This window comes from Paenibacillus sp. J5, assembly GCF_054955055.1.
Window position 1 is genome coordinate 135,032 of the sequence record NZ_JBUEDD010000001.1, and the last position, 12,542, is coordinate 147,573.

Annotated in this window: 12 protein-coding genes; all 12 read right to left on the reverse strand. The window is 52.1% G+C overall.

Annotated features, from left to right (window positions below):
- Positions 1-7 precede the first annotated feature (7 nt).
- A complete protein-coding gene (locus tag ACY1JZ_RS00470; RefSeq protein WP_270168816.1) occupies positions 8-823 on the reverse strand; it encodes an HAD family hydrolase in 816 nt (271 codons plus the stop codon).
- 182 nt (positions 824-1,005) lie between these two features.
- Positions 1,006-1,545 (reverse strand): glycerol-3-phosphate responsive antiterminator, encoded by a 540-nt coding sequence (locus tag ACY1JZ_RS00475; protein WP_270168814.1) that lies wholly within the window; start codon positions 1,543-1,545, stop codon positions 1,006-1,008.
- Between the two features lie 77 nt (positions 1,546-1,622).
- The gene (locus ACY1JZ_RS00480) at positions 1,623-2,618 is read right to left on the reverse strand and encodes an ROK family protein (protein ID WP_462627574.1); all 996 of its coding nucleotides are present in this window, start codon (positions 2,616-2,618) and stop codon (positions 1,623-1,625) included.
- A gap of 589 nt (positions 2,619-3,207) precedes the next feature.
- The gene (locus ACY1JZ_RS00485) at positions 3,208-3,969 is read right to left on the reverse strand and encodes an SDR family oxidoreductase (RefSeq protein ID WP_462627576.1); all 762 of its coding nucleotides are present in this window, start codon (positions 3,967-3,969) and stop codon (positions 3,208-3,210) included.
- A 25-nt stretch (positions 3,970-3,994) separates the two neighbouring features.
- The gene (locus tag ACY1JZ_RS00490) at positions 3,995-5,446 is read right to left on the reverse strand and encodes a CoA-acylating methylmalonate-semialdehyde dehydrogenase (RefSeq protein WP_270168809.1); all 1,452 of its coding nucleotides are present in this window, start codon (positions 5,444-5,446) and stop codon (positions 3,995-3,997) included.
- A 13-nt stretch (positions 5,447-5,459) separates the two neighbouring features.
- Positions 5,460-6,446, reverse strand: a complete 987-nt coding sequence (gene iolC, locus ACY1JZ_RS00495) for a 5-dehydro-2-deoxygluconokinase (RefSeq protein WP_462627578.1) — start codon at positions 6,444-6,446, stop codon at positions 5,460-5,462.
- A 25-nt stretch (positions 6,447-6,471) separates the two neighbouring features.
- Positions 6,472-7,290: a 5-deoxy-glucuronate isomerase gene (iolB, locus tag ACY1JZ_RS00500; protein WP_462627580.1), complete on the reverse strand. Its 819-nt coding sequence runs from the start codon at positions 7,288-7,290 to the stop codon at positions 6,472-6,474.
- Between the two features lie 54 nt (positions 7,291-7,344).
- Positions 7,345-8,166 carry a carbohydrate ABC transporter permease gene (locus tag ACY1JZ_RS00505; RefSeq protein ID WP_462627582.1) on the reverse strand — a complete coding sequence of 274 codons (822 nt, stop codon included), beginning with the start codon at positions 8,164-8,166 and terminating at the stop codon, positions 7,345-7,347.
- Complete coding sequence (locus tag ACY1JZ_RS00510) at positions 8,163-9,107, reverse strand: carbohydrate ABC transporter permease (RefSeq protein ID WP_462627584.1); 945 nt, start codon at positions 9,105-9,107, stop codon at positions 8,163-8,165. The genes ACY1JZ_RS00505 and ACY1JZ_RS00510 overlap by 4 nt, the downstream gene beginning before the upstream one ends.
- Before the next feature lie 79 nt (positions 9,108-9,186).
- Positions 9,187-10,494, reverse strand: a complete 1,308-nt coding sequence (locus tag ACY1JZ_RS00515) for an ABC transporter substrate-binding protein (RefSeq protein WP_462627586.1) — start codon at positions 10,492-10,494, stop codon at positions 9,187-9,189.
- 35 nt (positions 10,495-10,529) lie between these two features.
- The gene (locus ACY1JZ_RS00520) at positions 10,530-11,684 is read right to left on the reverse strand and encodes a diphosphate--fructose-6-phosphate 1-phosphotransferase (RefSeq protein WP_462627587.1); all 1,155 of its coding nucleotides are present in this window, start codon (positions 11,682-11,684) and stop codon (positions 10,530-10,532) included.
- A 7-nt stretch (positions 11,685-11,691) separates the two neighbouring features.
- On the reverse strand, positions 11,692-12,480 hold the full coding sequence (locus ACY1JZ_RS00525) for a DeoR/GlpR family DNA-binding transcription regulator (protein ID WP_462627589.1): 789 nt from the start codon (positions 12,478-12,480) through the stop codon (positions 11,692-11,694).
- Between the last annotated feature and the right edge of the window lie 62 nt (positions 12,481-12,542).

A 12,542-nucleotide genomic window follows, 5' to 3' on the forward strand; every position in this document is an offset into this window, starting at 1 on the left:
CTCTCCCTTATTGGTAAGTTCGTTCCGTCAGACAGCCAAACTGGTGCAATGCTTCGATCACGCCGTCTCCATATTCATGGCGGCAGATGTAATCCGCCTGCTCCATCAGCAGCGGGTGGCTGTTGCCTACGGCAACGCCAATACCTGCCTCCTGCAACAGCTCCAGATCATTGACCTGATTGCCGATCGCCATCACATGCTTGGGCTCGATGTTCAGGATGTCCATGAGCCGGCATAACGCCTTCCCCTTGTTCACTTCCTTGGGCACGATCTCAAGAAATGTATCCTCCGACTGCAAGGCGGTGTACTCCGTATGGAGCAAGGCCCCGGCTGCTTCCCATACCTTGCGGATTACTGCCATCGGTCCAATCAGCAGCAGCTTGTTCAATCGCTCCATCGACAGCATCGCTTGCTCCTCGATCAGTTCACAAACCACCCTCTCCTTATGCTCGTAGTGCTCAATTGCCTGACTGCGGCGAAAGGCATACACTGTGCTTGCGCCAAACATCAGCAGCTCGGCTCCGGCATGGGCAGCCGCTTGCTGCAAGGGCAGGAACGGCGCTGCGGCAAATTCCGCCTGATGCCACACCTTGTCCGGGTCGGCAATCACGGCGCCGTTGCAATAGATAGCGGGCAGCTCAATATTTAGCTGTTGTACTATACTTGCCGCGGTTAGCGCCGGTCTGCCGGTGGCGATCGTCACCATGCCGCCGGCTTGCCGGTATGCCCGGAGCGCGGAAATGACGTGCTCCGGCAACTGATGATCCGGCAGCAATACGGTGCCGTCCAGGTCGCATACGACCAGACGGATGTCATGCTTCATACGTAGGGACACCTCTTTTATGTTGGGAATGAAGCGCTGCTGACCACGAGCCTACGGACGCAAAAAGGAGACGACATCCACTCGCAGCAACAGCGCGCCTGGCGGCCCTATAGGCCATGCCGGCGTTGCATCTGTGCTCCGGGTATTCTCATCGTCTCCACCCAAATAACTATGCAGTTGTTTTACCATAGCTTGGTATTGCCCATCGATACATAATCCGCTCCGCTCTGAAGCGCCATATCGATCTCCTCTTGGTACCGCACCAATCCGCCGGCAATCAGCGGCTGACTGATCTGCCCCTTCACCTCCTGGATGACTCTGGGCATCAGTCCCGGCATCAGTTCAATCTCGTCAGGCTTGCATGTTTTGATCACCTTGATCGCCTTGTCCACCGCCGTCGAATCGACAGCGAACACTCGCTGGATCGTAGGCAGGTTCACCTGCTTGGCATAGGCGACAATATTGCTCTTCGTCGTAATGATGCCGTCTGGCTTGAACGTCTCCGCCAAGTATTGAATGGCTGCTGCATCGCGCCCGATTCCCTGAATCATCTCCACATGCAGATATATTTGCTTCTCTGCACGGCGTATGCGCTCCATTATCGATGGCAATGTATTCATGCTGCCTGCAACCAGATTAATCCGCTTCACGCGACTGCGCAGGGCAATATCCAGATGCTCTTCGTTCGTAATCGAAGCAATAATGCGATCAGATCTTCTCATGTGCTACCTCGTTTTGACTGATTGTGGGGTACAACTACACTCTACCAGCCGTTTGTTTGCTGAGCATCATTGCCATGTTAATCCTTTGATAATATTTCGTTTGGTGTGAGGCTCTGCCTCTCATATGCATAAGCCGCCGCCCCGATCATGCCCGCCTTGCCCCCCAGCTTCGCTACCACCAGACGGCACGCCTCGCGGGGCCATCGCAGCGCATGGTTAGCGATCGCCTCGCGCACGGGCTGAAGCAGCCGCTCTCCGGCAGCAGACATGCCTCCGCCCACAATAATCAGCTCGGGGTTGAACAGATTAATGACATTGCCAAGCCCGAATCCCAGTAGAATCCCCGTCTCCTGCAGCACCTCGGCTGCCAGCTCATCGCCTTCATCGTAGGCTTCAGAGATCATGCGGGCGGTAATCTGCCCCGTCTCCCCGTTCGTCCACTCCATCACCACACTGCTGCGCCCGGCGGTCAGCTTTTCCTTGAACGTATTGACCATGCCGACAGCCGATACATATCGGCCCAGACAGCCCGAGCTGCCGCAACGACAAGGACGCCCTTCGCGGTACATATTCATATGCCCAATCTCCCCGGCGCTGGAGGTCGTCCCATACAGCACACGCCCATCCATGACGATCCCGGAGCCAAGGCCCGTCCCAAGCGTCAGCAATACGAGATTGCGATGACCGACGCCCGCCCCGAACTTCCATTCGCCGTACAGATTGACCCGTACATCATTGTCTATAAACACCGGAAATGACACGTGTCGCTCCAGCTCCTCTACGACGGGCACATCACTCCAGCCTGGGAAATTCGGTGAGAAGATCGACATTCCCGTGTGCGGGTCGAGCAGGCCAGGGATGCCTACTCCCATACAGACTACCTGAGCTTGGTCGATACGAGCCTCCTCCAGCAGTGCATGCACCAGCCCGCTGATTCGGCTCAGCACATGATCTGGGCCTCGATCCGCCTCGGTATCCACCACCCGCTCCATGACACAGCGAAATTCGAGATCGAATATCGCGGCCTTCAGATTGGTGCCGCCCAGGTCAACGCCAATTATATAGTTGCTCATTTCACCGCTCCCCTTCATTTATCGTGCAGGATATAGAAATAAGCGTGCTGCTGACTCAAGCACGCTTCGTATAGAAGACACGTCTAGTATACGCTTACATGTTAATTCAATGCAGATGCAGATGGCTTTGTCCGCAAAAATTGAAGCGCCTCCTCCTCATTGTCCCAGTGACTCTCAACCTCATCCAGATCGATTAGGTTGATGATCGACATGTTGACTACCCTCTTTCATGTAAATGGCTGCCTTCCTACTATATAGCCCCATCATTATAGCATAGCTTTTCTTTGCCTGTCCGTGCCTGCACTCGTGATGGTCTACCTCTCTAACGATCCATTCTCAGCCGAGATGGGTTGTTGCGTTGCAGCTCCCGGCCTGCCTAGCATGAATGGGGCTGTCCAAATTATCGGAAGATGGGAACGTCCCGATTATTAACCGAAAGGACCTCAAATTCCACGACGTGGGAGCTGAGGTCCTCTTATTAAGAAGAGTCTATTCTTTAATCAGTCTGGATCGATAAGCCATGGCCAGCCCGGCAGCAGCCGCACTGATCATACACAGCACACCGGCTCCATCGCTACGCTGCCTCACACTATCTGCCGAGCCAGCCCCCATCGACGGCAAGCAGGTGTCCATGGATATAGTCGGAAGCAGAAGAAGCCAAAAACACGATGCTGCCCTTCATATCCTCAGGCGATCCCCATCTCCCCGCCGGAATACGCTCTGTAATCTGTTTGTTGCGCTCTTGATCCGCAAGCAAAGCTTCATTCATATCCGTAGCAAAATAGCCTGGGACGATGGCATTTACATTAACCCTATACTTCGCCCACTCATTCGCAAGCGCCTTGGTCAGCTGTCCGATACCTCCTTTGGCTGCCGCATAGGCCGGAACTGTAATCCCGCCCTGATAGGTCAAGAGCGAAGCCAGATTAATGATTTTCCCCTGCCGACGTTCCGTCATATGACGACCGGCGGCTTGACAGAGAAGCCACACTGCCTTCAGGTTCACCTGGAGTACATCGTCCCAGTCTGTCTCGGCAAACTCCACAGCCGGGGCACGACGCTGTACCCCGGCATTGTTGACTAGAATATCGACCTTGCCGAAATGAGAGATCACTGCCGGGATCGCTTGCTTCACCTGATCCATATGCGCCAGATCGCAGGGAACAACGATACAGTTTCTGCCCAAGCCTTCAATGACCGCTTTCGTCCCCTGATCCTCCGGCTCCCGCTGCAGCAGCGCCAAGTCGGCTCCGGCCTCGGCAAGGGCGATCGCCAGCTGTTGACCAATGCCTCGCGTTGCGCCTGTCACCACCGCAACCTTGCCCGCCAAATTAAACATCGATTCGCTCATCTCTCAAGCAACCTTTCCGCTCCTGTTAGGAATAACGCGCGACGACCATTTTCTTCCGAGTATAAAACTCAACGCCGTCCTTGCCGTTCGCATGCAAATCGCCGTAAAATGATTTCTTGTAGCCCGAGAAGGGGAAGAACGCCATAGGCGCCGGAACTCCAACATTAATGCCCAGCATGCCCGCATCAATATTCTCGCGATAGTGGCGGATTGCCTGGGCGCTATCGGTGTACAACACCCCGCCGTTGGCAAATTCCGATTGGTTGGCAACCTCAATGGCTTCATCCAGACTGCTGACGCGGACAACGGATAAGACTGGCGCGAATATTTCATCCTTCCAGATTTGCATTCCCGGCTTCACGTGATCGAACAAGGTCGGTCCCACGAAGCTGCCCTTCCCCTCCGATTCAGGCGCCTGTCGGCCATCGAGGACCAGCGAAGCTCCCTCCTGCTCGCCAATCCCAATGTAGGACACTGTCCGCTCCTTATGCGCATCGCGAATAACAGGACCTAGAAATACCCCCTGCTCAAGCCCATTTCCAATTGTGAGCCGGCTCGCCGCCTCGGTTAAGCGAGACACCAGCTCGTCCCCGACGTTTCCTACCGCCACGACTACCGAGGTTGCCATGCAGCGCTCCCCTGCAGAGCCGTAAGAAGCATTAATAATTTCCTTGACGGTCAACTCCAGATTCGCGTCCGGAAGCACGATAGCGTGATTTTTGGCGCCTGCAAGCGCCTGCACGCGTTTCCCATTCGCAGCCGCACGCTTGTACACGTATTCCGCGACAGGCTGAGATCCGACGAAGGAAATCGCCTTGACATCTTCATGATCAAGCAGCCCGTTTACGACATCCTGAGCGCCGTGAACAATATTGAACACCCCGGCGGGAAGCCCGGCTTCAGCCAGCAGCTCGGCAAGCCGATTAGCCAGCAGCGGCGTTTTCTCGGAGGGCTTCAGGACGAAGGTGTTGCCTAAAGCAATAGCGAGCGGGAACATCCAGCAAGGAACCATCATAGGAAAATTAAAAGGCGTAATGCCGCCGATGACCCCGATCGGGTAGCGGTACATATGAGATTCGATTTCTGTTGCAATGTCCGGCAAGGTGCTGCCCATCATCAAGGTCGGCGCTCCCGAGGCAAACTCCACATTCTCGATGCCGCGCTGCACCTCGCCGTAAGCTTCCCCGTAGCTTTTGCCGTTCTCCTGAGTAATCAGTCTCGCCAGCTCGTCCCAGTGCTTGACCAGAAGCTGCTGATAATTAAACAAGATTCTGGCCCGCTTCGGGACAGCTACCCGCTTCCATTCCTGAAACGCTGTGTGCGCAGCTTCAACTGCCGAATCCAGCTCCGCACGTGAGGAAATCGGGACGATTGCGATAGGCTCCCCTGTTGCAGGGTTCGGAATGACGTCTGTTCTCCCGCTGGTTGAGGCTACCCATTGTCCGCCGATGAAGTTATGCAAGGTTGGAATTGACATTGGACCGGCTCCTTTAATTTGCGCTCTGGATAAGCGCTTGAATTTTTTCTATGGTAGGCATAGCGTCCGAGCTGCTGTGGCTGGAGACGACAATCGACGCGGATGCCGCGCCCAATCGCTGGCTCTCTTCTATGCTTAGCCCATTCATCAATCCATATATAAATGCGCCTGCGAACGAGTCGCCCGCACCGAATGTTTTTACCACATTCGCTTTATAGGTAACGCCTTTCAGAACCTGGCCGTCCCGAGTGAACGCCGTAGAGCCTGCCCCTCCATGCTTCACAAGCACAATCTTGGCTCTATGCTCGAACCACATATTCGCGGTTGCTTGGTCGTCTCTGGCTTGTCCGGCAAGATCCTCTAGCAAATCGAACTCTTCGCGCCCGCCCAGAATAATGTCGCTCTTCTCCGCAACCAGCCGGCAGTATACGCCGACCTCCGCCAAGGAAACCCATGTGGGGGGGCGATAATCGATATCGAAAATCACAATGACATCGTGTTTCCTCGCATATTCAAGAGCGATGAACACGGCTTCGCGCGAAGGGCTTTTGGCTAGCGCCGTACCGGAGATCAGAATGGCCTTCGCCCGCTTGATATAAGCTTCGCTGACATCGCCCGGCTCCAGCTTCAGATCCGCGACATTGTCCCTGTACATAAGAATGCTGCATTCCTCCGGGGACTTGATTTCCGTGAAGACCAAGCCCGTGACGCTGCCCGATCGATCCTTAACCACATTGGACGTATCTACGCCGCATTGCTGCAAATAATTCATGATGAACCGACCGTGCTGGTCGTCTGCAATTTTCCCGATAAACCCGGTCTGCTTCCCCAGCTTGGACAACGCAATGGTTATATTCGCTGGAGACCCGCCTACATACTTCGTAAATGTACTCGTCAGCTCCATCGGTCTGTTGATTTCGTTGGCATTCAAATCGATGCACAGGCGACCTACGCCAATCAGATCAAGCTCGCGCTGCTGCTGGAATTGTATCAAGCTCATGCCGTTTCTCCCTCCTGACCCTAATCTACTTCATGAACAAAGGTATCAGCCGTTCGTGATCCTTATCGTTATGGAATTTCCACGTGCGAACCGGTCCAGCCATGACGTTCAAGTAATACAGCTCAAAGCCAGGGGGCGAGGATACGGGATGATAGCCTTTAGGCACCAGCACCACGTCTTCGTTGCAGATCGCCAGCGCCTCGTCCAAGGAGCGATCGTCTGTATAGATCCGTTGAAAGCCAAAGCCGTCTTCCGGATTCAGACGATGATAATAGGTTTCTTCCAACTGAGACTCATGCGGCACATTCAACGTATCATGCTTGTGCGAAGGGTAGCTGGACCAATTGCCGCCAGGCGTATAGACCTCGACAACCAATAAGCTGTCCGCTTCCTGATCCTCCGGCAAAATATTGTGGACAAGACGCTCGACCGGACCGGAGCCGCGCGTCAGCACGCCGACATTCTCCGGCGCAATCAATCGGGCCTTGTACGTGCCTTTGCCCGGAGAGGAACAGATGGCAATCTCCAGCTCCGTTACCGCCTCAACGCTATATTGGTCATTGGAGGGAATATACACTGAAAATGCCGGCGTTTTCTCAAAAATATTCATTCGCTTGCCGATTTCCCGCCATTGCTCATGCTTCGTGCCTACATTCGCTTTGCCGCTCAGCAGGACGATACATACCTCGCGATCCCCCGTCTGCCGCTCCAGTCTTTGACCGATGCCCAGCTTGTAAATCTGAAAACCGACATACTCCCATCCGGCGGATTCAGGGGTTACCGTAAGCACCTGACCCGAAGCATCCGGTTGCGTAGCGCTCTTCACGATATAAGGTGATATCATAGGTGCTCAACCTCGTCAATCTATAGTTTTTTGTCTGTGCGCCGTTCCGGTTGCTTACTTCACGCTCCCCGCAGTCAAGCCTTGCAGGAAATACTTTTGCAGGAAGAGGAAGACTAGAATCAGGGGTACACTGGCCATGAAGGACAGGGCCATCAACGCATTCCACTCTGTCGCGAATTCCCCGATCAGCATTCCGATTCCAATCGTTAAAGGCCTGACGTTAACGGAGTTCGTAAGCACGACGGCAAACAGGAATTCATTCCAGGCCAGAATGAAGGTGTAGACGCCAGTTGCGATCAAGCCCGGCAAGCTCGGCGGCAGAATAATTAAGAAGAAGGTCTTGAAGGGCCCGCAGCCGTCAATTGTCGCAGCTTCATCCATCTCCTTGGGGATTGTGGCGATGAAATCGCGCATCATCATAATGGAGAAGGGCAGCGAGAACGAGGTATAGGCCAGAATCAGCGCAATATACGTGTTGTACAGACCGACGCTCGTAATGAACAAGAAGTAAGGAATGCTGAGCAGAACCATCGGAAACATTTGCGTAAGCAGGATATAAATAAGTGCGCCATTTTTGCCTTTGAACTTGAAGCGCGTAAAGCCATACCCCGCCAACGAGGCGAACAGAATACAGATGGCGGTTACCGACAGAGCAACGATGTAGCTGTTCACAAACAGGCGAAGCAAGCTCTTGTTGCCGAACACCGTTCTAAAGGCGTCGAGCGTTGGATGCTCCGGTATTAGTTGCAAGGGCATGGAGAAGACATCCGGATTGCTGCGGAACGCAATACTGATCATCCAGGCAATCGGAACCATCAGGATGCTGCCGAGAACGACAATAGTCAAATAAGTGGAGACTTGATTGCGCCTTCTCAATGGTCATTCGCCTCCTTCCTCAGTGATGCCCTTAAGTACAGAATCGATGCTGAAATCATAATAAGAAGCATAATAATCGCAGCGGCGGAAGCATAACCGAAATTAAGCTTTCGGAATGCAAAGTGATAGATGAAGGTGGACATGACCTCCGTAGCGTTCATTGGCCCGCCGCCCGTCATCAGGAACACGAGATCGAAGGAACGGAAGTTCCAGATCATCTCCAGCATAGCTACCGTGAGCAGTATGCTCTTCAACTGGGGAATCGTGATATACCGCAAGCGATGCATAAACCCTGCCCCATCGATTTCGGCAGCCTCGTACAGCTCCTTGGAAATCGTTTGCAGGCCGGCAAGAAACATCAGCATCATGAACGGAAAACTCCGCCATATATTCGCAAGCACAACGCCGAACATGGCCGTGCTTTCTTCGCTCAGCCACGCGGTCTGACCAAGCGATTCCAAGCCAATGGATCTCAGAAACCAGTTCAACAAACCGAAAGGACTAAGAATCAATATCCATGTTGCCGCAATGACAGTGGACGAGGTTAGCCACGGGAACATCAACAACGATCTGTAAATAGCGCGGAACCTCGTATTGATAGGCTGATTCAACAGAATTGCAAGCGTTAATCCAAGCACCAGTCCACAGATGACGCTGGCAATTGTAAAAACAGCCGTATTGCTCATGGCATTCCAGAACAAAGGATCGTTTATGATCGCTTCGTAGTTGGAGACGCCGGTAAATACCGGTTTCGCCTTGTCGGTGTAGTCAAAGAAACTCATTTGGATAACCTGAAATAGGGGATAACCGGTCAGCAGCAGCAGCAGAATCATTGCAGGCATTACGAAAGACGCTTTTATAAAGAAATCCATTAGTCCTTGGGATCGAGAACGACCGGAGGACTTCAGGTGATTTTCACTGTTGGTGTGGGCTTGTTTCATCCAGCATCCTCTCTTCCTGAGCAGGGAACTCCGACGGAGACGGAGTTCCCCTTGTTCTCAAGTATCGCTTACGGTTCTCTTACAGCCCTGCTTTAACGAAGGCAGCATCCCAATAGGCTGCGGCATCTTCAAGCGCTTCCTGCGCCGTTTTCTTATCCGTCAGGAAATTTTGCACCTCGATCGTAAATTGCTTCCTCAGATCCGTAGCATCCGGCAGGAAATTATCAATGACTTCTACATTCTTAGCGTTATTGTGTTGGTCGATAAACACTTTCAGGTACTCATTGCTTTGGAAATACTCGTCCTGCATCGTCTGCTTGTTATACGGGAAGAAGTTAGTCGCCTTATCCCACAGCAATTGCCCTTCCGCACTGCCCATGAATTCGATGAATTTCCACGCTGCGTCCTTATTTTTTCCTTTTGCCGCCAAGGTAAGCACAGAGCCTTGCGCAATCGTCCCGGTCGTTTTGCCAGCAGGCATTGGAACAACGCCAAACTCCAGATTCGGATTCGCTTTTTTCTGAATAGCGACACCCCACGGCCCCTCGAACATAAACGCAATGTTGCCTGCGCTGAAGTTGGCTCTCTTCTCTTTCTCGCCGGCACTCAGCTCGCCTGGCGTCATTACCTTAAGCTCTTTAACCAAGCGTTTGTAGAACTCCAGCGCTTGCACGCCTTCCGGGCTATTGAATGCCGCACGGTTGTTATGAATGATTTTGCCGCCTGCCTGCAAAATATAAGGGAAAATTTCGTAGCTGATGACCGTTGGCGGATCCGCAACCAGATTACCAGTCATCGCATATTGATTTTTACTCGCATCCGTTACTTTGACGGCCGCCGCTTCGAACTCTTCCCAGGTGGTTGGCGGTTGCACGTTGGCGGCTTCGAGAATTTTCTTGTTGTAGAACAAGCCCATATTGCCGAACGTTACCGGTACGCCGTAGAGCTTGCCTTTCCAAGGAAGGAACATAGGACCTTCTAACGCGTCCTTGTATTCTTGCGGAAGCTGCGCAACATACTCATCTATTGGAGAAATAATCCCCGCATCCGCAAATTCAGTTACCCAAGCTCCGCTTGCTGTAATAATATCCGGGGGAGAGCCCGCAAGATCAAGCGAAAGAATCTTGTCATGCTCCTGTGCGAATGGAAGATCATCGATAATCAATTCAATTTCCGGGTGCTTGGCTTCGAACGCAGCCTTAACTTCGTTGATTTTGTCCGGTCCTTGCTCGCTCACCCAGTGCTGCAGCCAGTGAATTTGTGTCCTTTCTCCTTCTTTGGCTATGTTCTGCTCTTCGACTTTGTTAGACCCTGTAGAAGGCGGTGAACAAGCGGTCAACAATAATACCATCGCTGTGATTAAGCCCAACATGCTTTTCAATTTCACATAAAGCTCCCCTTTGTGACTGGATTATATTGTTCTTACAGTGAAACCGGTTCAGGGACTTGTCCATCTACTAAAGGCAACATATATTCTCTAAATTCCCGGGTAGGCATCTGTTGCTCGGCATCCCAGAACTCGGGAGGCAAATATCTTTCCTTACCCGCGATATCGTCCAATTCAATCCATTCTATGTCGCAATGATAAGGGTCGTTGGAAACTCGCCTCAATCGCACCATGCCGCCCGACAAGCCTTCGGAAGCGAATCTGACGGCTTCTGCTCCAAGCCTGTAGGCCTCCGTCATATCACACTGGGAAGCCATCCCGCTCATGCATCTGTAGAGTACGCCCGGTGCTGTGACGCGAGTTTTTAAGCCGAGACGCTCGCGTACCGCTGCGGCAAGATGTCCGCTGATTCCCGTATTCAGACGTTCGCGAATTTGTTTGTTTCCCGTCTGATCTGACTGAATATTCCGAAATTTTATGTGATCTGGAATGACAGCCATAACCTGTCCATAGCTGCGATAAGCTTCTTCCACCTGCGCAAGAAAGTGCTCCACATCCGTTTCATGCTTTGGCATATAGACGAGCTGCGGGTAAGCGCTTGCATTTTTCTTGCCCAAAGCGCTTGCTGCCGCAAGCCATCCTGCATTTCCCCCCATGACTTCTACGATCCCGACCTTGTCATAGGCCTTCATGGAAGCCATATCCATTCCAATCCACTGAATCATGTGAGATACCAATTTTGAAGCGCTTGCAAAACCAGGCGTATGATCTGTTCCTAACAGATCATTATCTATCGTCTTGGGAATATGGACAAACTGAATATTCTTTCCCATCGATAGCGCAAGCTGATGCAGAGCTTTTACCATCCGAGATGAGCCATTCCCCCCGATAAAGCAGAAAATATTGACCTGAAGCTGCTCTAGTCGATGAATAATTCGCTCAAAATCGCCGTCTGCTAGCAGGTAATGGGAGGCCCCAAGCACGGAGCCTGGCTGGAGGGAAGCTTGCTCAAGCTCCGCCAGCCTCCCCTCCAGCAGGACAAGCTGCTCGTTCAGTATGCCTTCAATGCCATTGCGAGATGCGTATACATGATTGATGCCTTTTAATCTCACAGCCTGCTCGACCGCCCCCTGCAAGGACCTGTTAATTACAGGAGTCGGTCCGCCAGACTGCGCAATCAGCACATTCACTAGAAAGTCACCTCCTTTCCGCGATCATAACGCGGCATTTAGTCTCAAGCAGTGTTTTCATTTCCGCAGCGATTCCATCGTCCGTAATGATCGTATGATGCTCCTCGATCTTAGAAATCTGGAAGGAGCCGATCACATTAATCTTCGAAGAATCGACCAGCCAATAGATTTCTTTGCCCGACTTCAGAAGCACTTTCTTGACCTCGGTTTCCATAATATCCTCATCCGTAACTCCATGAGTCAAAGAAATTCCAGACGAACCGATAAAGACCTTCTCCGCATATATGCTCATTAGGCTTTGTTCAATAAAAGGACTCAGCAAGGTTGTTGTTCTCGACCGAAATACTCCGCCGGTAATAATCGTCAGAACCCCCTCCTTATCCTCCAGCTCTTCCGCAATATTAACGGCCGATACAACTGCCGTCAGATTTTTACGCTCCGGTAAATTTTTGGCTACCTGTATCGTTGTCGTTCCAGCATCGATGATAATTGTTTCCCCTTCATTGACAAGCGATGCAGCCAGCTTTCCAATCGCCTCCTTAGCTTCCGAATTACGCGTCAGCTTCATCGTGAACCTCTCATTCAGATAAGAGGTTTTCTTCTCCGAGTCATCTTCAACTAGCTGGGCGCCGCCTCTGATTCTAACGAGCAGATTCGTATTGTTCTCCAGAAAGCTTAAATCCCGGCGAGCCGTAATCTCGGAAATCTGCAATTCGTCCACAATTTCTATGATACTTATCGTTTTCTTTGCCTTTATCATTTCAATAATCTGGTCATGCCGTTTTTTCAAGATCACAATTTGTCACCTTTTCTTTTGAGTTCATCCAATAATGATCATTTTGTGATCGAATCTGTGAT